Source organism: Nonomuraea jiangxiensis, from assembly GCF_900099965.1.
GTDB classification, from domain to species: Bacteria; Actinomycetota; Actinomycetes; order Streptosporangiales; family Streptosporangiaceae; genus Nonomuraea; species Nonomuraea jiangxiensis.
Window position 1 is genome coordinate 279,064 of sequence record NZ_FNDJ01000002.1, and the last position, 22,196, is coordinate 301,259.

Consider the following 22,196-nt stretch of genomic DNA (forward strand, 5'->3'; position numbering starts at 1 on the left):
GGAGTCATGCGTAGCGTCCGTATCGGTGTGGACACCGGAGGCACGTTCACCGACGTCGTGGCGGTGGACGAAGAGACCGGTGAGATCCTCACCACCAAGACCCCCTCGACCCCTGCGAACCCGGCGGACGGGTTCGTCGCGGGCATCGAGAAGCTGGGCGGGCTCGACGTGAGCTCGATCGTCCACGGCACCACGGTGGCCACGAACCAGCTGCTGGAAGACCGGATCGAGAACCTCGGCTTCATCACGACCGAGGGATTCGAGTTCGTCCTGGAGATCGCCAGGCAGAGCGTGCCCGACGGGTACGGCAACTCCTACTTCTGGGTGAAACCGCCCAGGATCGTCCCCGTGCACCTGGTCAAGACCGTCGGCGGGCGGCTCGACCACACGGGCGCGGAGGTGTGGCCGTTCTCGGACGAGCAGGCCGCCGAGGTCGCCCGCTGGTTCAAGAGCAAGGGCGTCACCGCGATCGGGGTCTGCTTCCTGCACTCCTACGCCAACCCTGAGCACGAGCGCCGCATGCGTGAGATCCTCTGGCGCGAGCACCCGGAGGCGGTGATCTCGCTGTCGAGCGACGTCCTGCGCGAATACCGCGAGTACGAGCGCTCGGTCACCACCCTGGTCGACGCCGCCGTCAAGCCGGCCATGCGCGGCTACATCGCGAGCCTGTCCAACCGGCTCGGCATGCCGTTCTCCGTGATGAAGTCGAACGGCGGCGTCCTGTCCGCCCGCGAGGTCGTCAACCAGCCGATCACCACCGTCCTGTCGGGCCCGGCGGCCGGGGCGCTCGGCGCGGCGCTCATCGCCTCCACGGCGGGGCACGAGTCGGTGATCACGCTGGACGGCGGCGGCACCTCGACCGACGTGGCCGTGGTGGTCGACGGCGAGCCCTCGGTCACCACGGAGGGGGCCGTCGGCCGCTACCCGTGCAAGATCCCGATGATCGACATCATCACCGTGGGCGCGGGCGGCGGCTCGATCGCGTGGATCTCCCCGGAGGGCACGCTCAAGGTGGGGCCCAGGTCCGCCGGGGCCGACCCCGGCCCGCTCTGCTACGGCAGGGGCGGGACCGAGGTGACGGTGACGGACGCGCACGTGTTCCTCGGCCGGATCCCGCCGCACCTGCTCGGCGGGGAGATCCGGCTGGACGCCGACGCCGCCCGCGGCGGCATCCAGGCGCTGGCGGACAAGCTCGGCCTCACGCCCGAGCGCACGGCGACCGGCATCCTGGAGATCAGCGCGTTCAACCAGAGCAACGCGATCAGGCAGCTCACCGTCAAGCGCGGGCTGGACGTGCGGGACTTCCCGCTGGTGACGTTCGGCGGGTCGGGGCCGCTGCTGGCGTGCCGGCTGATCGACATCCTCGGCCTGCCGGCCGTCGTCGTGCCGCGCGACCCGGGCAACGTCTCGGCGTTCGGGCTGCTCACGGTGGACGTCAAGAACGACTACGTCCGTACGTACGTCACCCGCGACCTCTCCCTGGGCAGGGCCGCCGAGATCTTCCACGACCTGGAGCATCAGGCGGGCGAGGCGCTGGACCGGGAGGGCTTCGACGACCCGGTCTACCTGCGCAGCGCCGACCTGCGCTACAACGGCCAGGCGTACGAGGTCCGCGTCACCGCCCCGGCCGGCGAGATCGACGAGGACTGGAAGGCCACCGTGGTCGAGCGCTTCCACCAGGCCCACGAGAAGCTGTACGGGTACGCCTACCGGGACGACCCCCGGCACGGCGTCGAATGGGTCAACCTGCGCGTGTCCGGCGTCGGGCCGATCAACCGGCCGGCCATCCGCCGCCTAGAGAAGCCCGGCGAGGGGGCCACGTCGGTCCGGAGCGTGCACTTCGACGAGACCCGCGACACGCCGATCCACCAGCGTGCCGCACTCGGCCCCGGCGCCGTGGTGAGCGGGCCGGCGGTGATCGAGGAGTACGGCTCCACGATCCCGGTGCACCCCGGTTTCACCGCGAAAGTCGACGAATACGGAAATGTGGAGATAAGGCGTGATTGACCCCATCCTCGTCGAGATCGTCGAAGGCACGCTGGCCTCCGTCGAGAAGGAGGTCGAGACCGCCATCGCGCGCACGGCCCGCTCGCCGATGATCCGCGACGCGCACGACTTCCGCGCGGGCATCCACGACGCACGGCTGCGCAAGCTGACCGGCCGCTCCTACAGCGCGCTCGTCCAGCCGGTGGTGCGCGACTTCCCGATCGAGACCATGCGGCCCGGCGACGTGTACTTCCACAACGACGTCTACCTCTCCGAGGGCGGCATCGGGCACCTGCCGGACCTCTGCGTCACCGTGCCGGTCTTCCACGAGGATGAGGTGGTGGCGTTCGTGCAGGCCTTCGGCCACCACGACGACATCGGCGGGGCCGTACCCGGCTCCATGCCCTCGCACGCCCGCTCGGTCTACGAAGAGGGCCTGATGGTGCCGCCGATCAAGCTGTGGGACCAGGGCGTGCCCAACGAGGCCGCGCTGCGCATCATGACCCGCAACTCGCGCATGCCGGACTCGCTCGCCGGCGACCTGGACGCCGAGTGCTCCGCGTGCCTGATGGGGGCGCGGCGGCTGGGGGAGCTGTTCGACCGGTACGGCAGGCAGGCCGTCGAGGAGTGCTTCGACGCGATCATCGCCAAGACCACCGAGACGTTCCGCAGGGAGTTGCTGGCGAAGATCCCCGAGGGGACGTACGTGTGGGAGGACTACGCCGAGCACGACGGCGTGGACGAGCCCCGGCTGCACGCCCAGCGCATCACGCTCACCGTCGACCAGGCGGCGGAGTCCCCGCTCACGATCGACTTCACCGGTACGTCGCCGCAGGCCAAGGGGCCGATCAACCACGCGGGCGACTACGCGGACGGGGTGTTCCTGAAGAAGTGGCTGGCCCCGGTGCTGCGCAACCTGGCCGACACGCCGGAGCGGATGGCGGAGCTGGAGGTCAACGAGGGCGTCGTGCCCCTCATTAAGATGATTTTTCCGGAAAAAGGCACATTGCTGACCCCGGTCTTTCCCGCGCCCACCAACGCCCGCACCTTCGTCATCCTGCGCCTTCTCGGCGTCCTGGCCGGCGTCCTGGCCAAGGCCACCGGCGGCCGCATGCCCGCTGACCAGGAGACCATCCGCTACACCGGCGTCTACGGCACTGACGCGGAGGGGACCCCGTACCTGATGCGCGAGGTCCTCGGCGGCGGCTCGGGCGGGCGCTGGTACGCCGACGGCGAGGACACCATCCACGTGGTGCCCGACTCGCGCAACATCCCGGTGGAGTTCGCCGAGTCGCGCTGGCCGTTCCGGGTGGAGCGGCTGGCGCTGGCCTGCGACTCGGGCGGGCCCGGGATGTACCGCGGCGGGCTGGGCTACGACAAGCACATCAGGATGCTCAGGGACGCCTCGTACATGTCCATCGCCGACCGCTCGATCCTCTCCTGCTGGGGCGTCAACGGCGGGCTCGCGGGGCGCCCGTTCCGGGTGGAGATCGCGGGCAAGGAGATGGAGGGCCTGGTGGACGACCACCCGGTGCAGGCCGGGGACCTGATCAGGATCCGTACGACCGGCGGCGGCGGATGGGGCTCACCCTACGACCGCGACCCTCGTGCGGTGGCGGCCGACGTACGGGACGGGAAGGTGTCGATCGCGGGCGCCCTCGGCGACTATGGAGTGGTCCTGGACGGCGACCGCATCGACGAGCGGGCCACCGCCGAACTCCGAGCCCGCCTCCGCCCCCCGACCGACCGCTTCTTCGACCGAGGCCCGGGCTACGCCAAACTGTCGGCCGGCCGCCCCTTCGCCGAGGTGGACGAACTATAAGGACGTCATGAAGGACGCGCCCTGAGCGCGCGAGCTTCAGCGGCGATGCGCTGACAACGCAAAGCCCGGGCTTCCGTCGTCCGGCGGTCCACCCGGGCTCACTTCCATTCCCCCCCCGTAGGAGGCGGCGTTTACAGCGTGCCCGCGTGCGTACGGGTTCAGCTCTTGTCGAAGCTGGCGAAATAGGTGGCGGCCATGTCCTGGTCGCCGTGTCCCTGGGACTCGGCGCGGCGGAAGCGGTCGCCTGCCGCCGCCACGACGTCCAGGCGGACACCGGCGGTCTCCGCGGCCTCGGCGATCAGTCGCGTGTCCTTCTCCGCGTTGCTCACCGTGAAGCTGGGCGCGTAGTCGTTCTCCAGGATGGCCCGGGCCTTGGCCTGGAAGTACGGGCTGTCCATCGGCCCGCCCGAGATCACCTGGCGGACCAGGTCCGGGTCGAGGCCGAGGCCGCGGGCCAGGGCGAGGGCCTCGGCCACGACGGCGGTGATCGAGATGCCGCAGCTCACCGTGGCCATCTTGAGCTTGGTCCCGGCGCCGGTGGCCCCGTCGCCGGCGAGCCAGAGCGTACGGGCGCCGAGCACGTCGAAGATCGGATCGAGGGCCTGCCGCGCGGACTCGGCCCCCGCCGCCAGGATGACGAGCTTGCCCTGCTCGGCCGGTTGCCGGGTGCCCTGGACCGGGGCGTCCACGAAGGTCAGCCCGTGCTCGGCCGCCAGCGCCGACAGCCGGTCGACGGCCGCCACCCCGACCGTGCTCATCTGCGCCCACACCTGCCCCGCCTTCAGCGCGGGGGCGGCGGCGGACAACGCGGCGTGCACCGCGTCCCCGTCGGTCAGCATCGTGATGATCACGTCCGCGCCCTCGACCGCGTCGGCCGGGGATCCGGCGACGACCGCGCCCGCCGCCGACAGCGGCTCGGCCTTCGCCTTCGTACGGTTCCAGACCCTGACCTCCATCCCCGCCTGGGCCAGGTTTCGGGCCATGGGAGCGCCCATGAGCCCCGTTCCGAGGACTGCGACACTACTCATGAGATCACCTTATGAACCGGAGTCCGTCACGTCGCGCCCAGGGGGCGGTAAGCGTACTGGAACCAGGACTTAACTGGACGGAAACACCGCGAGGGTGGACTGAGGAGGACTCACCGAGACGGTGGGGCGCACCTAGGGTTCCGCCGGCAGGCGCCGGGCCTGGTCCGAGAGGTGCAGGCGGCTCCGCGAGGGCCGTTCCACGGCGGGACAAAAGCCCGGGAGGCCAGCCCTCGCCCGGCTGCCTTCCCCGGCCGGGCCGACCATTCGGAGCTCGAATGCACTGGCACCCCCGTCAACCGCACGACGACTACGGACCCGAGGCTCGCTTCGCCGTCGAGCGTGAGGCCGAACTGCCCACCACCGCCTGGGACCGCGAGGTCGCCAGAGCGCTGGAGCTGGGCCTGCAGGGGGCCGACTCCATCGTGGACCGGCGCATCCCGACGTTCTCGCGCGGCGAGCTGCCGCACTTCGCGGGCATCAACACCTTCCTCAAGGCCCCGTACGTCGAGGACGTGCGGACCTGCGGCGCCTACGACGTGGCCGTGCTCGGCGCCCCGTTCGACGGCGGGACCACCTACCGCTCGGGCACCCGGTTCGGCCCCCAGGGCATCCGCCGGATCTCCGCCCTGTACGGGCCCTACAGCTTCGAGCTGGGCGTGGACCTGCGCGAGTCGATCACGATCGCCGACCTCGGGGACGTGTTCACGATCCCGGGCAACATCGAGAAGACGTTCGACCAGATCTCCAAGGCCGTCTCGCACGTCTACGCGAGCGGCGCCTTCCCCGTCGTCCTCGGCGGCGACCACTCGATCGGCTACCCGACGGTACGCGGCGTGGCCGAGCACCTGTCGGGCAACCTGGGCATCATCCACTTCGACCGGCACGTGGACACCCAGGAGACCGACCTGGACGAGCGCATGCACACCACCCCGTGGTTCCACGCCACGGACATCCCGAACGTACCCCCACAGAACCTCGTACAGATCGGCATCGGCGGCTGGCAGGCGCCCCGGCCGGGCGTCAAGGTCGGGCGCGAGCGGGGCACCACGATCATGACCGTCACCGACTGCGTCGAGATGGGCATCGAGGCCGCCGCCGAGCGGGCGCTGGAGGTGGCCTGGCGGAACGCGGAGGCCGTGTGGCTGTCGTTCGACGTGGACTGCCTGGACGCGGCGTTCGTGCCGGGCACCGGATGGCCGGAGCCGGGCGGGTTCCTGCCGCGCGAGGTGCTCAAGTTCATCCAGCTCATCGCCGACGCCGCGCCGCTGGCCGGGATCGAGGTGGTCGAGTGCAGCCCGCCGTACGACAACGCCGACATCACCTCCCTGATCGCCACCCGCGTCATCTGCGACACGCTCGGGTGCCTGGTCCGCTCCGGCCACCTGCCCAAGCAGCGGAAGGAGTGACGCTCCGGGGACATCCGCGGGCCCCCGTGTGAGGATGGGCGGCATGGGCCCGACCCGGATCATCGCGGTACGACACGGAGAAAGCGCGGCGAACCTCGCCTTCCGGCTGGCCGGCACGACGCCGCTGGTCTACGAGCAGGGCGACGACGAGGTGACGCTGACGGAGCTGGGCAGGACGCAGGCGGCGGCCCTCGGGCGGCTGCTCGCGGCCCTGCCCGCCGGCGAGGCGCCCGAGCTGGTGTGGTGCTCGCCCTACCGGCGCGCCTTCGACACCTGGCGGGACGCGCAGCGGACCTGGGGGATCGACCCCGCGCTCCCGGTCACCGTGGACGGGCGGCTCAGGGACCAGGAGGCGGGGGTGTTCGCCCGGCTCAACCTGGCCGCTATCAAGGAGCGGTTCCCCGCCGAGGTGGCGCGGCGCGAGGCCGAGGGCGCCTACGCCTTCCGCCCGCCCGGCGGCGAGTCCCTGGCCGACGTCGCGGCCAGGCTCCGGCGCTTCCTGGCGGACCTGGGCGAGCGGGCCGACGGGCGGCGGGTGCTGATCGTCGCCCACGACTCGGTGGTGCTGGCGCTGCGCCACGTCATCGCGGGGAGCCCGGACGCGGAGCTGGCGGCCGTGCTGGAGTTCGCGCCGGTGCTGAACGCGTCGGTGTCCGTGTGGCGGACCGGTGGCGGCCGTTTCGAGCTCGTACGTTTCAACGACGTGTCGCACCTCGGCGGCCGATGACCCGCCCGGCGGGGCGTGCGCATTCGATCATTCGCCCTGGCAGGCGGGCCGAGGCCGGCCGGCGCGCCCGTCCGGCGAAATCATGGGGACCCAGGGTAGATGACGAAGGGTGGGCAACTGAGAGAATGTTCTTTCGCCCCGAACGCAAGTAGGAGGTTGGATCTTGCTCGGACCCCTCAAGGACATCGTCGTGCTCGACCTGTCCAGGGCCCTGGCCGGGCCGCACGCCGCGCAGTTGCTCGGTGACCTGGGCGCTCGGGTGATCAAGGTGGAGCATCCCGACGGGGGTGACGAATCGCGCGGCTGGGGGCCGCCGTTCGTCGGGCCGGATCATGACATCTCCACTTATTTCCTGGCCGCCAACCGCAACAAGCAGTCCATCCGCGTCGACCTGAAGTCCGCCGAGGGCAAGCAGCTCATCGAGCGCCTCGTACGCCAGAGCGACGTCCTGGTGGAGAACTTCCGCACCGGCGTGCTCGACCGCCTCGGCTTCCCCGTCGAACGCCTGCACGAGCTCAACCCCCGCCTCGTCGTCCTGTCGATCACCGGGTTCGGCCACGACGGCCCCGAGGGGGGCCGGCCGGGCTACGACCAGATCGCGCAGGGCGAGGGCGGCCTGATGTCGCTGACCGGGCCGTCGCTCGACGAGCCCTACCGCGTCGGGGCCTCCATCGCCGACCTGCTGGCCGGCATCCAGGGCGCCTACGGCGTGGCCGCCGCCCTCTACGAGCGCGAGCGGACCGGCGAGGGCCGCGTGGTGCGCACGTCGCTGCTGGCCGCCATCACCGGCGTGCACGCCTACCACGGCACCGCCTGGACGGTCGGCGGCAAGGTGTCGGCCGCGAGCGGCAACCACCACGCCTCCATCGCGCCCTACGGGGCCTTCCGCTGCGCCGACGGCATGCTCCAGCTCACCGCCGCCAACGAGGGCCAGTGGCGCAAGGTGGCCACGCTCCTCGGCATCGACCCCGACACCCCGAGATACGCCACCAACCGGGACCGGTTCCAGCACCGCGACGAGCTCGTCGCCGACATGGAGAAGGCCCTGTCCGTCCACGACCGCGGCCACTGGCTGGCGAAGCTGGCAGAGGTGGGCGTGCCCGCGGGGGCGATCAGGACGATCGACGAGGTCTACGCCTGGGACCAGACGCGGTCGCAGGGCCTGGTCGTATCGGTGGACCACCCGGTGCTCGGCCCGATCGAGCTGCCGGGGCCGGTGCTGCGCTTCGACGGGCTGACCGGGGTCGAGCACACCGCGCCGCCCATGCTCGGCGAGCACGACGACGCCGTGCTGCGCTGGCTCGAAGAACGTGAGAGATGATCCGCATTTCACGGCACCGGGCGGGGGGCTCGTGCGTCAACATTGCATCGTCGGCCGACATCTAGGGAGCGATAGTGAGCCGTCCGGACGCGCGCACACTGATCGAAACGGTCCTCGACAGGGGGTCGTGGAAATCGTGGGACGCGCCGCCCGCCGACCCGGCGCCGCCAGGCTCCTCCTACGCCGACGAACTGGCCGCGGCCCGCGTCAAGTCCGGCTATGACGAGGCGCTCATCACCGGCGAGGGGCTGCTGGGCGGGCGCAGGGTGGCCATGGTGGCGTGCGAGTTCTCGTTCATGGCGGGCTCGATCGGGGTGGCGGCGGCCGAGCGGTTCGTGACCGCGGTCGAGCGGGCCACGCGCGAGCGGCTGCCGCTGCTGGCCGCCCCCGCCTCGGGCGGCACGCGGATGCAGGAGGGCGCGCTGGCGTTCGTCCAGATGGTGAAGATCACCGCCGCGATCCAGGCGCACCGCGCCGTCGGCCTTCCCTACCTGGTCTACCTGCGGCACCCGACGACGGGCGGCGTGTTCGCGTCCTGGGGGTCGCTCGGGCACGTCACGCTGGCCGAGCCGGGGGCGCTGATCGGGTTCCTGGGGCCGCGGGTGTTCGAGTCGCTGCACGGCTATCCGTTCCCGGAGGGCGTGCAGGTCTCGGAGAACCTGCACCGCAAGGGGCTGCTGGACGCGGTGGTCCCGGCCGAGGACGTACGGGACAGCGCTGTCAGGGCCCTGTCCGTCCTGGCCGCCGACCGGTCCGGCATCGTGGCGGGCCGGCCGCCCGAGGAGGACCTGCGACCGGTCGAGGCATGGGAGGCGATCACCCGCTCGCGCCGCGACGACCGGCCGGGCGTGCGTACGCTGCTCAAGCTCGCCGCCACCGACGTGACCCCGCTCAGCGGCACCGTCGAGGGCGTCAACGACCCGGGGCTGCTGCTCGCGCTGGCCAGGTTCGGCACCGCGCCCGCGGTCGTGCTCGGCCAGGACCGGCGGTTGCAGCGGACCGGCTCACCGCTCGGCCCGGCCGGGCTGAGGGTGGCCAGGCGCGGCATGCGGCTGGCCGCCGAGCTCGGCCTGCCGCTGGTCACGGTGATCGACACGGCGGGAGCGGACCTGTCGAAGGCGGCCGAGGAGGAGGGGCTGGCCGCCGAGATCGCGCGCTGCCTGGCCGAGCTGCTCATGCTCGACGCGCCGACCGTCTGCCTGCTGCTCGGCGAGGGCGCCGGAGGAGCGGCGCTGGCGCTGCTGCCCGCCGACCGGGTGCTGTGCGCGCAGCACGCGTGGTTGTCGCCGCTGCCGCCGGAGGGCGCCTCCGCCATCCTCTACCGGTCGGTCGACTTCGCCCCCGAGATCGCCCAGGCGCAGCGCATCCGGGCCACCGACCTGCGCCACGACGGCATCGTGGACCGGGTGATCCCCGAGCTGCCGGACGCCGCCTACGAGCCCCACCAGTTTTGCGAGCGGGTGGGGCGGGCGCTCGAATACGAGATCGCGAGGCTGCTGGAGGTGAGCCCGGCCGACCGGTTCGCGGCCCGCCAGGCCCGTTACCGCGCCCTCGGCACGCCCTAGCCCGGCCCGCTAGGGGACCGGGATCCGTTCGATCCGGATCGAGAAGACCTCCTCGCGGGGCACCACGACCTCGTAGGCGCCGTGGTCCACCATCCAGTAGCCCAGCGCCTCCGCCTTCATCCCGCTGTGCCCCGTGTAGGCGATGTGCAGCCCGTCGTCGTCCTCGTCGAGCACGATGCACGGCTCGCCGCCGAACGCCCCGACCGTGCGGATCAGCACCAGCCACTCCACCTCCGACCTCGGCACCACCCGCCGCCAGTAGCCGGCGGCCGCCTCGAAGCCGGGCAGCTCCATCTCGCTGAACAGCACCACCTGGTCGTTGTCCGGGCCGAGCGCGGCAGGCAGAGTAAGGTCGCCGAAGCCGGCCACGAAGCCGGAGGCGACCGGCACGATCTCGTCGCTCATGCGCAGGGCCGCCAGGTCAGCCCGTCGTAGTCGGCGAAGGGCCGCTCACCCTCGTCGCTCACGTGGACGATCTCCGCCCCGGCCGGGATCGGCATCGGAACGGTGTGGAACTGCGGCACTACATGCTCCGACGAGGTCGTGAACCCGTTGCCGGCGAACGGCGGCGCGTCGCTCCAGTCGCCCCCCATGTGCGGCCCGTACGGCACCGCGTAGGTGTCGACGTCGCGTGCATACCAGCGCATGAGGTAGATCTCGGGCACCTCCGCGAACAGCTCCGAGCCGTCGAAGGCCAGGTCGAGCCCGTAGAAGAGCGACTCGGGTGTGGTCAGCCTGACGCAGTCCTGCACCCGGTAGACGTAGCCGGAGATGACCGTGCGCTTGCCTGACAGGTAGGGCACGAGCAGTCGCGGCGGGACGACCTTCTGCATCTGCGTTCCGCTCACCGTTCTACTTTACGATCGGTTGGCCCTGTGATGGGACCACCATGACGATCACCGCGTGTCCGCGGCCCCGAGCACTCTATGTCCACCCGCGCCGACGCGGACCGGAACGGGCTCAGAGCACCCGGTGCTCCAGGCACGGCAGCGTGGTCCGGGCGGTCGCGGTCCACTCGTGGTCGACCTCGACGATCTGCACGCCGGGGCCGGTGCCGAGGTCGGCGCGCACCACGCCGAGCGGATCCACCAGCATGCTGCGGCCCACGCCGAACCCGTCGGAGGACTCGGCCGGATTGGGCGCCTGGCCGACGGCGGCGGTCCACATGGTGTTCTCCAGCGCCCGCGCCCTGACCAGGGTGACCCAGTGGTCCTCCTTGAGCGGCCCTGAGCCCCAGGCCGCGATCACCGCGAACAGCTCCGCGCCCCGGTCGACCAGCGCCCGGGTCAGCTCGGGGAACCGGATGTCGTAGCAGGTCACCAGCCCGACCCTGAGCCCGGCCAGCTCCACGACCGTCGGCTCGGCGCCGGGCGCGACCAGGTCGGACTCCTTCGCGCCGAACGAGTCGAACAGGTGGATCTTCCGGTACGCCGCCCGCACCGCGCCCTGCTCGTCGATGGCCACGGCCGTGTTGTGCACCCGGCCCTCGCCCGGCTCGAACACCCCGGCGATCACCGAGAGCCGGTGCCGCCTGGCGGCCTCGGCCAGGCCGGACACGAAGGGCCCGTCCAGCGGCTCGGCCAGACCCGTGATCCGCCTGCCGTAACGGGTGAGCGTGGCCTCGGGGAAGATCGCGAGATCCGCCCCTTCGGCCCTGGCGAGCGCCTCCGTGGCCCTCTTGAGGTTCGTCGATGGATCAGGGGACACCGGGATCTGGCAGAGGGCGATTCTGGTCACGGCCCGACTCTAACCTGTTGGGCACCCACCGATAAAAGGTCAGGCACCGCCAGAGCCATTCGAGCGGCCCGTACCTGAATCTGGCCAGCCACCACCTGGCGAACACGATCTGCACCGCCAGGGTCACCACCGTCAGCCCCACCACCGACCACCGGGTCGGGTCGCGGACCAGCACCGGCACGGCCACGGCGATGATCGCGGTGCCCCAGACGTAGTTGGTGAGCGCCATTTTGCCCAGCGGCTCCAGCACGGCCGACAACCGCGGCCGCAGGACGAGCAGCAGGCCCAGCGAGTACGCAGCCGCGCCCGCCAGGCCGGCCACGCTGTAGACCCACCACTCGTTCGTGCCGATCCAGGCGCCGATGAGCAGCACGCCGGCCAGCGCGGCGACCGCGAACCCCGGGAACAGCAGCGACCGGGGCGGGTGCAGCTGCCACAACGCCATGCCGATCAGGAACAGCCCGGGGATGAGCCACACCCCGCCGCCCACCAGCATCCCCCACGCGAGCACCGCCAGCCCCAGCGTCAGCACGGGCCATCCGGCGGCCATGAACGAGGCGGGCAGCAGTACCAACGCCCCGTAGAAGGCGTAGTCGGTCAGCACCTCGCCCTCGTAGAACGTGTGCTGCACCAGCCCGAAAACGAACAGCCAGAACAGCCTGCTCAGCAGCGCCCACCGGCTGTTGCCGCGCAGGAACAGCAGGAAGCTGATGCCGAACAGCAGCGAGAAGATCGGATAGAACCGGCTCTGGAACAGCGCCTCGATGGCCCCGTCGAGCGGGACGCGGTGGTCGCCGAGGGTCTCGACGGTGTGCTGCCAGGTGTTGACCAGCATGATGCCGCCCACCGCGAAGCCACGGAGAGCGTCGAGCTCACGAATGCGTGTCAAAGGCACCAGGTGCACCACCATACGAGGAATCCGGCGCTGAGGATGGCTACCGCGATCTGTGGCCATCTCCTGTCGTGTCGCAGGGCCGCGACGGTCAGTACGGTCGAGCCCGCCGCGATCCACGTGTAGAGGGCGGCCATGGCCGGGATGCCGACGGCCAGGGCGGTCTCGTTCGTGGTGGCCAGGGCGGCGACCGACTGGGCGACCAGACCGGTGAACGCCACCCCGGTCAGGCCGCCGAAGGCCGCCAGCGACCTGCCCTTCAGCGCGCCGGAGAGAAGCTGGATCAGGGAGGCGAGGGCGTACAGGGCGAAGGGGGCGGCCAGCCAGGGGGAGCGGGAGATCTGGTACGGCGCCGCGGTCACGTGCAGGTCGGGGACCGGGGCGGGAGCGTCCAGGCAGGGACCGGAGGCCGGTGAGGCAGCGGTCGGTGTGGCGACGAATTCGGCGATCTTCCGGCGGGCGCAGGCGTTGGCCAGGAAGACGGCGTGGGAGGTGCCGGGGAATTCCTCGAAGCGGGCGTTCGGGAGGGCTCTGGCGGCCGGTTCGGCGGTTCTGGCGGGGGTGGTGGGGTCGTACTGGCCGGCGAGGACGTAGACCGGGGCCTTGGTGGTGGCGTTCGCGGGGGTGGATGCGGGGAGTTTCCAGGCATCACACACCGCTTTATCCCCATTTATGGTGAAAAGTCGGGATTTGGTGGTGGATTTGTTGAACGGGACCTCGTCCTGGCACTGCACCGCGTGATACAGCCCGAACTCGTGCGACACCAGCCCCTCGCCCACGGCGTCGGCCAGCGGCCGCAGCAGCTCGTCGCGCCCCTCGGCCAGCGCGGTGACCATCGCCGGGGCCAGCGCCGTCACCTCGGAGTCCTGCAGCGCCTCCGCCATGATCGTGGCCACGTCGTCACCGGTCATCCGTGCCGTGAACCGCCTGCCGAGCAGCGGATCGACGGTCTCGACCCGGGCGGGGGCCGCGTTCAGCCGGGCGACCACGGCCTCGAACCGGTCCCGCACGCCGAGCCGGGCCATCGTGGCGGCCAGGTTGGCGTCGAAGTCGTCGTACCAGCCGACCTGCTCCGGCAGGAACGAGTCCAGCACCACCGACCGCACCCCCTGCGGGTCGGCCGCGGCGGCGGCCAGCATGACCCGGGTGGAGTAGCTGACGCCGAACAGGTTCCACGAGGGGTAACCGAGTTTCTTGCGCAGCGCCACCACGTCGGCCGCGATTTCCTTCGTCTGGTATCCCCGCAGGTCGACACCCTGCGCCCGGAGCCTGTCCCGGCACCGTACGGCGGCCGCGGCCACGTCGGCGACCGGCTCGCGCAACTGCCCGAGCAGGGCCTGCGCGGTCTCCGGGCAGCCCAGCGACGGCTCGGAGTAGCGGCTGCCGCGCTGCTCGATCGTCACCACGTCCCGATCCGGGAACAGCTGGCTGAGGAAGCCGGTGAGCTGCATGGACGCGGACCCGGGCCCACCGCTCATGTAGACCACCGGGTCCGGCCGGCGGTTCTTGGCCATCGAGGCGCGCACGGCGTATCCGACCCTGATCGTCTTCCCCGGGGCGTCCCTGCGCTCGGGAACGACCAGTAAGCCGCAGGTCGTACGGGCGGGCACGGCCACCGGGCAGGCAAGCTGCCCGGCTGCGTCCTGGATCGTGAAGGGCGGCGCTGCCAGGGCGAGAACGAGGGCGACCCGAATGATCACGGTGACGAGACTAATAGTCTGGAGCCGTGACCGAACCACTTGTTACCAGGATGCGCGCCTTCGGCACGACGATTTTCGCGGAGATGAGCGCCCTCGCCGTGCAGACCGGCTCGATCAACCTCGGCCAGGGTTTCCCCGACACCGACGGGCCGGCGGCGATGCTCGACCGCGCGGTCCAGGCGATCGCCGCGGGCGCCAACCAGTACCCGCCGGGGCCGGGGGTGCTGGAGCTGCGCCAGGCGGTCTCCGACCACCGAGCGGGGCACTACGACCTCTCCTACGACCCGGCCGGTGAGGTCCTGGTGACGGTGGGAGCGACCGAGGCCATCGCGGCGACCGTCATGGCGCTGTGCGAGCCGGGGGACGAGGTGATCGCGTTCGAGCCGTACTACGACTCCTACGCCGCCTCGATCGCGCTGGCCCAGGCCCGGCTGGTGGCCGTGACCCTGCGCCCGGTGGAGGGCCGCTTCACCTTCGACCCGGACGAGCTCCGCGCCGCCGTCACCCCGCGCACCCGCCTCATCCTGGTCAACTCCCCGCACAACCCCACCGGAACGGTCTTCACCCGGGCCGAGCTGACCGTCATCGCGGACCTGTGCCAGGAGCACGGCCTGACCGCCGTCACCGACGAGGTCTACGAACACCTGACCTTCGACGGGGTCGAGCACATCCCCCTGGCGACGCTCCCCGGCATGCGCGAGCGCACGGTCATGATCTCCTCGGCGGGCAAGACGTTCTCGGTCACGGGCTGGAAGACGGGCTGGGTCTGCGCCCCTCCGGCCCTGGTCACGGCGGTGCAGACGGTCAAGCAGTTCCTCACGTTCACGGCCGCCGCGCCGTGGCAGCTCGCGGTGGCGTACGGGCTGCGGCGGGAGATGGAGTGGGTCTCGGCGCTGCGCGCGGGCCTGCAGGACAAGCGTGACCGGCTGATGGAAGGGCTGGCGGCGGCGGGCTTCGACGTGCTCAAGCCCTCGGGCACCTACTTCGTCCAGACCGACATCCGCCCGCTAGGCTTCACCGACGGCCTCGAACTGACCCGCCGCCTCCCGGAGCTGGCCGGGGTGGTCGCCATCCCGACACAGGTCTTCTACGACCACGCCGAACGCGGCCGGCATTTCGTCCGCTTCGCCTTCTGCAAGAAGGACGAGGTCATCGACGAGGCCGTGACCCGCCTCAAACGCCTCTCCTCCTGACCCCACCCCTCGGGGTACGGCCGCCCGACGTGCCGGCGTGAAGCATGGGACGTGGAGCCCTGCGCGTGGCTTGCCATGCCCGGCAGGGCTTCACCCTTGGCGCGCCGCGCCGGGTCAGGAGGCGCCGGTCACCGCGTGAGCGGCACCGACCGGTCGTAGGCCGTCGAAGACGACGGCGAGGGTCCGGGTGCGCAGGTCGGCGTTCCAGTTGTGGTGCTGGGCCGCCAGACAGGTGGCGCTGAGCAGCGCCAGCAACTCCTCCATCCCCACATCCCCCCGAACCGCCCCCGCCTCCTGCGCCCGCACCAGCAGCGTCTCGATCGATCCCTTGATGTCGGGCGCCCCCGCCTTGGCGTCGATCCCGGCGGCGGCCAGGGCATCGACGAGCACCTTCTTGACGGTCGAATCCTCCACGATCGTGGTGAAGTACTCGAAGAACGCATCCCCGGGATCGGCAGCCGCCGCCAGCTCGTCGGCCAGCTCGGCCAGCCGTCGCATCCGGTCCGTGACGATCGCCTGGTAGAGGACCTCCTTGGTCGGGAACTGGCGGTAGATCGTACCGACTCCCACCCCGGCCAGCTCGGCGATCTCGCGCATCGACGCGGACAGGCCGTCCCTGGCCAGCACCGTCTCGGCGGCCTCCAGCACGCGGGCACGGTTGCGTTGCGCGTCGGCGCGCATCTTCGGCTCCTCCCGTTGACAACCGGAACAAGTGTTCCGTATCGTCCAAGCGGAACACTAATTCCGATTCTAGGGATTCCCATGGACCACCTCAACCTGGGCCATTCCGGCCTGCGCGTCTCCCGGGCCTGTCTGGGCACCATGAACTTCGGTACCGAGTACGGCCTGGCGGCCGGTGACGAAGCGGAGGCGGGCCGGGTCATCGACGCGTTCCTCGAAGCGGGTGGCAACTTCATCGACACCGCCGACCTCTACCACCGCGGCGAGACCGAGGAGATTCTCGGCCGGGCGCTGAAGGGCAGGCGCGAGTGGGTCGTCCTGGCCACCAAGGGCGCCATGCCGGTCGGCCCCGAGGGGCGCGGCCTGTCACGCCGCCACCTGACCCGCGCTCTCGACGCCAGCCTGCGCCGCCTCGGCACCGACTACATCGACCTCTACCAGTGCCACCAGTGGGACCCCCTGACCCCGATCGACGAGGTCATGGCCACGCTCGACGCATTCGTCCGCGCGGGCAAGGTCCGCTACCTCGGCTGCTCGAACTTCACCGCGACCCAGATCGTCGAGTCGCAGTGGGCGGCCGAGCGCGTGGGCGGCACTCCCTTCGTGAGCCTGCAGCCGCAGTACTCCCTGGTCCAGCGCGTGATCGAGGCCGAGATCCTGCCGGCCTGCGAGCGTCACGGCATGGGCACGGTCGTGTACGGGACGCTCGGCGGCGGCGTACTGACGGGCCGCTACCGCCACGGCGAGATCCCCGACCCGGACAGCCGGATGGGCCGCCTGCTCGGCCAGTCCGTGCCGGCCGCGAACCGATGGGCCCGGTCCCTGCTCAACGACCGCAACCTGGCCATCGCCGAAGAGCTGGTCAAGGTCGCGGCCGAGCTGGGCGCCGCACCGGCCGAGGTGGCGCTGGCCTGGGTGGCCGGGCGGCCCGGGGTGACCTCCGTCCTGATCGGCCCCCGCTCGGTGGAGCAGCTGCGGGGGAACCTGGCGGCGTTCGAGCTGGAGCTGCCACGGGAGGTGACGGCCCGGCTGGACGAGATCTCCCATCTCGACCTCGGCCCGATGGACGGCTCCTTCTTCCACCTCGTCCCCCGGTGAGTCCCCCGGTGACGTCCACTCCGTGTGGTACGTCTGGCGGCATGAAACGACGGCAGGCCGTGGCGGCCCTCCTGATCGGCCTCTGCGCGGCCTGCCAGGTCCCGTCGCACCCCCGGCCGGCGAGCACATCCCTCGTACGGCCGAGCACGCTCCCCGGTGGCTGGCACTACACCTACGTCGGCGCGGAACTCGGCGGCGAGTTGTGGGACCTCGCCGCCACCGGCCCGGACAGCGCCTGGGCGGTCGGGGCGAAGGGCGGCAAGGCGTTCCTGCTCGAATACGACGGCCGCACCTGGCGACCGGCGGACCTCCCCGAGGGCCTCGGCGAGGTCGAGCGGAAGGAGGACCTGCGGCTGGCCGCCGCCGGCCGGGACGACCTGTGGCTGTTCCGCCCGGACCCCCGGCGAACGCGCGTCTTCCGGCGGGACGGCACGGGCTGGCACGAGCTCCCCGCGTACCCGTGGCAGGCGATCGACGTGCGGGTGTTCGCGCCCGGGGACGTCTGGCTGCTGGCCGGTGACCGCCGCGCCGGACACTGGGACGGCACGCGCTGGCGCACCCGTACCCTTCCCGCCCACGCCAGTGCCCTCGGCGCCGCCGCCCCCGACGACATGTGGGCGGTCGGCCACCGGGACACGGGCACGGGGCCGTACTCGCAGCCCGCCGCCATGCACTGGAACGGCCGCGCCTGGCGCCTGACCCCCACCCCCGCCTACCGCTTCCCCGATCCCCGGCCTCCCGAGGAGGAGACGTTCCTGTACGACGTCGTCGTCCCGTCGGGGAAGGAGGCGTGGGCGGTGGGCGTGCACACGTTCAACCACGGGGAGGGCGGCCAGGACCCCGCCGATCCGCCGCCCGTCGTCCTGCGCTGGAACGGCAGCGCCTGGAACCGCCACCTGGTGCCCATCCGGGCGACCTGCTGCCTGCTGCTCGCACCGGACGGCACGGGCGGCGTCCTGCTGGGCACCACCTTCGCGGGCATCTCCAACACCTGGCGCCTCACCGCTGACGGCGCCGTCGCCGAACTCCCGAAGATGCGGATGCCGCGCGGCCAGATCGGCGACCTCACGGCCATGACCCACGTTCCCGGCACCCACACGGTGCTCGCCGTCGGCACCCTGCGAGCACGCGGCGCGCCCCGGATCACGGTCGCGGAATTCGACGCTGACGAAGAGTGACGGATGGTAAACTCTTGGTCGTGGTATCGCCGTGATACCGCCGTTGACCTACGATGGGGGGCATGGCTATGACCCTTCGCTTGAGCGACGAGCAGACCGAGGCCCTTCGCAAGCGCGCCGAGTTCGAGGGACGCAGCATGCAGCAGGTCGCACTCCATGCGATCGACTACTACCTCGAGCACGTCTCCGACGACGAGGTCACGGACGCGCTCGCGGAGAAGGGCGCCCAGCGGTTCGCCGACCTCCTGCGGCGGCTGGGCGAATGATCCGATATATCACCCTGCAGCAGGGGCTCCGCATTGCTCGCGCGGGCGTGGGCGGTCCCATCCAGGTGCGGGATCTCGGCCTGCTCGAGGCCGCACTCCTACGGCCGCGGACGTCGCTGTTCGGGCGCGACGCCTACCCCGATCTCATGGTGAAGGCGGCGGCCCTGCTCCACTCGATCGTCACCAATCACCCCTTCGTCGATGGCAACAAGCGGGCGGGCTGGCTGACGACTTATGTCCTCCTCGCGAAAAACGGCGTCGAGCTTGACCCGGCCGACGATGACGTCGCCTACGACCTGGTCGTCGCCGTCGCCGCGGGCAAGGTGAGCGAGCTGGACGAGATCGCCGACGTCCTGCGCACGTTCACGCCCCGATCCTGACGGGCGGGACGGTCAGGCGGGCCTGCTCTCGCCCTGCGGTTCCTCCAGCGGCGTCAGCGCCGCCGTCGCGGCCTCGTGGTCCATACCGGTCGCCTGCAGCAGATCGACCACCAGCGAACGCAACTGCGCGATGATGACGTGCGCGGAGAACCCCAGCCCCGCGGGCCGTTCGCGGGCCGCCACCGCGAGCAGTGCCTGGCGGGCCAGGGTCGGCTCGCGGCCGGCGCTGAGCTCCAGTTGCAGCAGCAGGGCCGCCTCCGAGACCTCCCGCATCACCTCGGCCAGCGCGGCGGGCGGGGGAGCGGCCTCGCCGAGGGCGGAAAGCGTGCGCCTGCTCAGCACCCGCGCGTTGCGCAGCGCCAGGTCCACCGGTACGGCGGCGGTCTCATAGCGGGCCAGGCGGGCGCGGCGATGCCAGTGCAGGGGAGAGATCAGGGTGATCTCCTTGCTGGTTTCCAGCGCGGCCTCGAACTCCTCCACCGCCGCCTGGGTCGTACGCGCCTGCTCCAGTGCCTCGGCGGCCAGGTCGGCGTCCTGCTTCTCGATCGCCTCCGCCGCCTGCTCCAGCACCGTGGACAGCGCGTCGAGCACCCCCGACAGGTGCTTGGCCGCGATCGTGAACGGACTGGCGGGCAGCAACGCCACCGCGGCGATCCCGATGACGCCGCCGGTGAGCGCGTCGGCCATACGATCCAGGCCGCCCGCCCCGTCGCCCGGCACCAGGACGGCCACCAGTACGGCCGACGACCCCGCCTGCGCGACGAACAGCGCCCCGCTGTTGAGCAGCACCGCCACCGACATCGCCAGTGCCACCACGAGCGCGAGCTGCCAGGCGCCGGAGCCGATCCAGGACACCAGCAGGTCGCCGATGCCCACTCCGAGGCTCACGCCGACCACCAGCTCGGTCACCCGGCGTAGTCGTTGCCCGAGGCCGACGCCCACGCACACCAGTACAGAGATCGGCGCGAAGAACGGCGAAGGGTGGCCGAGCAGCTCGATGGCGACGATCCAGGCCAGCGCGGCACCGACGGCGCACTGCGCGATGGAGGGCGCCATCAGGCCGAACGTGCCCAGTCGTTCCCTTACGTGATCGCTGAGCCGGGTTTGCACATTTCTACCTTGGCGAAGCTTTATGACATTGGGGTCACGTTCGTCCCAGCCGACGGGCTGAGCACCCGGAGAGCAAGGAGGGGATCTCGCTCAGGCGTTCAGGAAGTCGTCCACCACGCGCAGGAACCGGGCGCGGGCGTCCATGTGGATCAGGTGCCCCACCTCGATCGTGACCAGCTTGGCCCCCGGGATCCTGGCGGCCAGGTCTCCGGCGTCGAACGGGCTCTTCTCGCCGCCCGACAACACCAGCGTGGGTGCCGTGATCTTGCCGAGCCCGGCGAGCCAGGCGGGATCGGGGTCGAGCAACTGCCGCTCGGTCTCGTGCATCATGCGCCAGTCGAACCCCGTGGAGCCATCCTCCACGACGGGTGAGCGGCCCTTGAGCGGATAGGGCGGCGGTACGTCCTCCAGCACGAGTCGCTCGACGCGTTCGGGATGCTCGCTCGCCACGAGATGGGCCACCACGGCGCCCAGCGAATGCGCGATCAGCGTGGCGCGCGCCACTCCCAGGTGGTCGAGCAGCGCCACGATGTCCGCGGCCATGCCGGGCAGCGGGTAGTCGCCCGGATGGTCGCTGGCCCCGTGCCCCCGCAGGTCCGGTGCGAAGACGTGATAGCGCGCCGCGAAATGCTGGGTGATGCCGTTCCAGTCGTTGTGATCGGCGGTGCGGCCGTGGATCAGCACGAGCGGGGGAGAGGCGGGATCGCCCTCCTCGCGATAGACGAGCTTGATCCCGTTGACGTGCGCTTCGTGAATCACAACCGCGACCCTACCTTCGCCCCGCGAGGGCACCGGATGCTTTCAGCGGGCCGCGAACGGGCCACGGGCGGTGGGCCGGTCTGACGGTGCCGGCTGGCGCACCTTGACATCGAAACCGGGCTTCCTGGGCAGACATTGACCATGAACCCCGCCGACCGGCTCGGCTAGCGTCGCCAGGGCAGGGGTTGCCGGTATCACGTGAAGGGGCATCGCATGCCGGACCCGATCGAAGTCCGCAAAGTGCCGATCGAGAGCGTCACGGACGCCTCCGGGCTGTCCCGGCTCATCGCCGACGGGGTGATCGACGCCCGGCGCGTGCTCGCCGTCGTGGGCAAGACCGAGGGCAACGGCGGCGTCAACGACTACACGCGCATCCTCGCCGACCGCGCCTTCCGCGAGGTGCTGGCCGAGCACGGGCATCCGGCGCCGGAGAACGTACCGCTGGTGTGGTCCGGCGGCACGGACGGGGTGCTCAGCCCGCACGCCACCATCTTCGCCACCACGGCCGACGCCCCCGCCTCCGACGAGCCGCGGCTGTCGGTGGGCGTGGCGATGAGCGAGGTGATCCTGCCCGAGGACATCGGCCGCCCCGCGATGGTGGAGAAGGTCGCGGCAGGCGTACGGGAGGCGATGAAGATCGCGGGCATCGACGACCCGCGCGACGTCCACTACGTACAGACCAAGACGCCCCTGCTCACCCTGGCCACCATCACCGACGCCAAGAGCCGCGGCCAGGACACCGCGATCGAGGAGACCGGTCCCTCCATGGACCTGTCCAACTCCACCACCGCCCTCGGCATCGCCGTCGCCCTCGGCGAGATCGACATGCCGCGCGCCGACCAGATCCACAAGGACCTGTCGCTGTATTCGTCGGTGGCTTCCTGCTCGTCCGGGGTCGAGCTCGACCGGGCGCAGATCGTGCTGGTCGGCAACGTACGCGGCATCGGCGGCCGCTACCGCATCGGCCACAGCGTCATGAAGGACGCCCTGGACGCCGACGGCATCTGGGAGGCCATCAGGGACTCCGGCCTGCCGCTGCCCGAGCGCCCGCACCCGTCGGACCTCGGGGGACGGCTGGTGAACGTGTTCATGAAGTGCGAGGCCGACCCGTCGGGGCGGGTACGCGGACGGCGCAACATCATGCTGGACGACTCCGACGTGCACTGGCACCGGCAGATCAAGGCGACGGTGGGCGGGGTGGCGGCCTCGGTCACGGGCGACCCGGCGGTGTTCGTGTCGGTGGCGGCCGTGCACCAGGGCCCCTCCGGTGGCGGTCCGGTGGCGGCCATCTCCGACCTCGGCTGAACATAGACCCATGGGCGATCGCCGCTCCGGGGGGTCGGCCCG

The 22,196-nt window shown here is 71.3% G+C and carries 21 protein-coding genes and 1 riboswitch; of the genes, 12 read left to right on the top strand and 9 right to left on the bottom strand.

Features of this window, described 5'->3' with window-relative positions; translation table 11 throughout:
• Positions 1-6 precede the first annotated feature (6 nt).
• Both BLS95_RS04590 and BLS95_RS04595 read left to right on the top strand, forming a co-directional pair.
• Positions 7-2,007, top strand: coding sequence for a hydantoinase/oxoprolinase family protein (locus BLS95_RS04590; RefSeq protein ID WP_090929590.1), 2,001 nt, complete (start codon positions 7-9; stop codon positions 2,005-2,007).
• Positions 2,000-3,808, top strand: coding sequence for a hydantoinase B/oxoprolinase family protein (locus tag BLS95_RS04595; RefSeq protein ID WP_090929591.1), 1,809 nt, complete (start codon positions 2,000-2,002; stop codon positions 3,806-3,808). The genes BLS95_RS04590 and BLS95_RS04595 overlap by 8 nt, the downstream gene beginning before the upstream one ends.
• A gap of 158 nt (positions 3,809-3,966) precedes the next feature.
• On the opposite strand, the gene BLS95_RS04600 is transcribed toward BLS95_RS04595, so the two are convergent.
• Complete coding sequence (locus BLS95_RS04600) at positions 3,967-4,836, bottom strand: NAD(P)-dependent oxidoreductase (RefSeq protein WP_090929592.1); 870 nt, start codon at positions 4,834-4,836, stop codon at positions 3,967-3,969.
• Between the two features lie 121 nt (positions 4,837-4,957).
• A riboswitch (guanidine-I (ykkC/yxkD leader) is annotated at positions 4,958-5,060 on the top strand.
• A gap of 51 nt (positions 5,061-5,111) precedes the next feature.
• Between BLS95_RS04600 and BLS95_RS04605 the strand changes: the two genes are divergently transcribed.
• The 4 genes from BLS95_RS04605 to BLS95_RS04620 all read left to right on the top strand — a co-directional run bounded on the left by BLS95_RS04605 (position 5,112) and on the right by BLS95_RS04620 (position 9,855).
• Positions 5,112-6,242 carry an agmatinase family protein gene (locus tag BLS95_RS04605; RefSeq protein ID WP_090929593.1) on the top strand — a complete coding sequence of 377 codons (1,131 nt, stop codon included), beginning with the start codon at positions 5,112-5,114 and terminating at the stop codon, positions 6,240-6,242.
• 43 nt (positions 6,243-6,285) lie between these two features.
• Entirely contained in the window at positions 6,286-6,969 is a 684-nt protein-coding gene (locus tag BLS95_RS04610) for a histidine phosphatase family protein (protein WP_218135601.1), read from the top strand.
• Positions 6,970-7,132: 163 nt separating this feature from the next.
• Positions 7,133-8,290 carry a CaiB/BaiF CoA transferase family protein gene (locus tag BLS95_RS04615; RefSeq protein WP_090929594.1) on the top strand — a complete coding sequence of 386 codons (1,158 nt, stop codon included), beginning with the start codon at positions 7,133-7,135 and terminating at the stop codon, positions 8,288-8,290.
• A gap of 74 nt (positions 8,291-8,364) precedes the next feature.
• Complete coding sequence (locus BLS95_RS04620; protein ID WP_090929595.1) at positions 8,365-9,855, top strand: carboxyl transferase domain-containing protein; 1,491 nt, start codon at positions 8,365-8,367, stop codon at positions 9,853-9,855.
• A gap of 9 nt (positions 9,856-9,864) precedes the next feature.
• Here BLS95_RS04620 and BLS95_RS04625 read toward each other — a convergent pair whose 3' ends face one another.
• The 5 genes from BLS95_RS04625 to BLS95_RS04645 form a co-directional block, all read right to left on the bottom strand.
• Positions 9,865-10,260, bottom strand: coding sequence for a hypothetical protein (locus tag BLS95_RS04625; RefSeq protein WP_090929596.1), 396 nt, complete (start codon positions 10,258-10,260; stop codon positions 9,865-9,867).
• Positions 10,257-10,703: a hypothetical protein gene (locus BLS95_RS04630; RefSeq protein WP_245764829.1), complete on the bottom strand. Its 447-nt coding sequence runs from the start codon at positions 10,701-10,703 to the stop codon at positions 10,257-10,259. Before BLS95_RS04630 ends, BLS95_RS04625 begins: the two co-directional genes overlap by 4 nt.
• Before the next feature lie 112 nt (positions 10,704-10,815).
• Entirely contained in the window at positions 10,816-11,592 is a 777-nt protein-coding gene (locus tag BLS95_RS04635; protein ID WP_090929598.1) for a carbon-nitrogen hydrolase family protein, read from the bottom strand.
• Positions 11,552-12,481, bottom strand: a complete 930-nt coding sequence (locus tag BLS95_RS04640) for a DUF418 domain-containing protein (RefSeq protein ID WP_245764830.1) — start codon at positions 12,479-12,481, stop codon at positions 11,552-11,554. Before BLS95_RS04640 ends, BLS95_RS04635 begins: the two co-directional genes overlap by 41 nt.
• Positions 12,478-14,184: an alpha/beta fold hydrolase gene (locus tag BLS95_RS04645; RefSeq protein WP_143043581.1), complete on the bottom strand. Its 1,707-nt coding sequence runs from the start codon at positions 14,182-14,184 to the stop codon at positions 12,478-12,480. The genes BLS95_RS04640 and BLS95_RS04645 overlap by 4 nt, the downstream gene beginning before the upstream one ends.
• 26 nt (positions 14,185-14,210) lie before the next feature.
• On the opposite strand from BLS95_RS04645, the gene BLS95_RS04650 reads away from it, so the two are divergent.
• Complete coding sequence (locus BLS95_RS04650) at positions 14,211-15,377, top strand: pyridoxal phosphate-dependent aminotransferase (protein ID WP_090929601.1); 1,167 nt, start codon at positions 14,211-14,213, stop codon at positions 15,375-15,377.
• Positions 15,378-15,491: 114 nt separating this feature from the next.
• Here BLS95_RS04650 and BLS95_RS04655 read toward each other — a convergent pair whose 3' ends face one another.
• Positions 15,492-16,058 (bottom strand): TetR/AcrR family transcriptional regulator, encoded by a 567-nt coding sequence (locus BLS95_RS04655; RefSeq protein ID WP_090929602.1) that lies wholly within the window; start codon positions 16,056-16,058, stop codon positions 15,492-15,494.
• 81 nt (positions 16,059-16,139) lie between these two features.
• Between BLS95_RS04655 and BLS95_RS04660 the strand changes: the two genes are divergently transcribed.
• The 4 genes from BLS95_RS04660 to BLS95_RS04675 all read left to right on the top strand — a co-directional run bounded on the left by BLS95_RS04660 (position 16,140) and on the right by BLS95_RS04675 (position 18,980).
• Positions 16,140-17,156 carry an aldo/keto reductase gene (locus tag BLS95_RS04660; RefSeq protein ID WP_090929603.1) on the top strand — a complete coding sequence of 339 codons (1,017 nt, stop codon included), beginning with the start codon at positions 16,140-16,142 and terminating at the stop codon, positions 17,154-17,156.
• Between the two features lie 41 nt (positions 17,157-17,197).
• The gene (locus BLS95_RS04665; RefSeq protein WP_143043582.1) at positions 17,198-18,334 is read left to right on the top strand and encodes a hypothetical protein; all 1,137 of its coding nucleotides are present in this window, start codon (positions 17,198-17,200) and stop codon (positions 18,332-18,334) included.
• 62 nt (positions 18,335-18,396) lie between these two features.
• Positions 18,397-18,600, top strand: a complete 204-nt coding sequence (locus tag BLS95_RS04670; RefSeq protein WP_245764831.1) for a type II toxin-antitoxin system TacA family antitoxin — start codon at positions 18,397-18,399, stop codon at positions 18,598-18,600.
• On the top strand, positions 18,597-18,980 hold the full coding sequence (locus BLS95_RS04675) for a type II toxin-antitoxin system death-on-curing family toxin (RefSeq protein ID WP_090929605.1): 384 nt from the start codon (positions 18,597-18,599) through the stop codon (positions 18,978-18,980). Before BLS95_RS04670 ends, BLS95_RS04675 begins: the two co-directional genes overlap by 4 nt.
• Before the next feature lie 12 nt (positions 18,981-18,992).
• Here the strand turns inward: BLS95_RS04675 and BLS95_RS04680 are convergent, their stop codons facing one another.
• Positions 18,993-20,036: an FUSC family protein gene (locus BLS95_RS04680; RefSeq protein ID WP_245764832.1), complete on the bottom strand. Its 1,044-nt coding sequence runs from the start codon at positions 20,034-20,036 to the stop codon at positions 18,993-18,995.
• A 144-nt stretch (positions 20,037-20,180) separates the two neighbouring features.
• Complete coding sequence (locus BLS95_RS04685) at positions 20,181-20,849, bottom strand: alpha/beta fold hydrolase (RefSeq protein WP_176993015.1); 669 nt, start codon at positions 20,847-20,849, stop codon at positions 20,181-20,183.
• 213 nt (positions 20,850-21,062) lie between these two features.
• On the opposite strand from BLS95_RS04685, the gene bar reads away from it, so the two are divergent.
• Positions 21,063-22,154 carry a barbiturase gene (bar, locus tag BLS95_RS04690; protein WP_090929608.1) on the top strand — a complete coding sequence of 364 codons (1,092 nt, stop codon included), beginning with the start codon at positions 21,063-21,065 and terminating at the stop codon, positions 22,152-22,154.
• Positions 22,155-22,196: the final 42 nt, after the last annotated feature.